The sequence below is a fragment of the Alcanivorax sp. HI0083 genome (genome assembly GCF_001635175.1).
Genome location: NZ_LWFX01000498.1, coordinates 1 through 455 on the forward strand (window position 1 = coordinate 1; position 455 = coordinate 455).

The following is a 455-nucleotide window of genomic DNA, read 5'->3' on the forward strand; positions in this document are numbered from 1 at the left end:
AGCCCTGAAACGTTCTACGACGCGGACCAGGTGGCGATTGTGCCCATGGGGCTGTGCTACCCGGGGCGCGGAAAGGGCGGTGATCTGCCGCCGCGCCCGGAATGTGCCCCCCAATGGCACGACCGGTTGCTGGCGGAGTTGCCGAACCGGCGCCTGACGTTGCTGGTGGGGCAGTACGCCCAACGCTATTACCTGCCGCAGCGGGGTAAAACCCTCACCGACAATGTGCGGCATTTTGCCCGGGCGCTGGAGGCGGGGTTTTTCCCGTTGCCCCATCCCAGCCCCCGCAATCGCCTGTGGCTGCGCCAGCGGCCCTGGTTTAACGACGAGGTGGTGCCGGTGCTGCGTGAACAGGTTGCCACCGCTATGCAGGCACCGCCTGCGGGATGATAAGGCTGATGTATTAGCGGTTTGTTTCCGACAGGGCCGGCTCCCTGGGCTTGTAGCGCGCAATA

Annotated in this window: 1 protein-coding gene; it reads left to right on the forward strand. The window is 65.3% G+C overall.

Going from position 1 to position 455, the window contains the following annotated elements:
* Nucleotides 1-390: uracil-DNA glycosylase family protein (locus A3754_RS05125; RefSeq protein ID WP_231880493.1), on the forward strand; the 390-nt coding region annotated here is incomplete at its 5' end.
* Between the last annotated feature and the right edge of the window lie 65 nt (nt 391-455).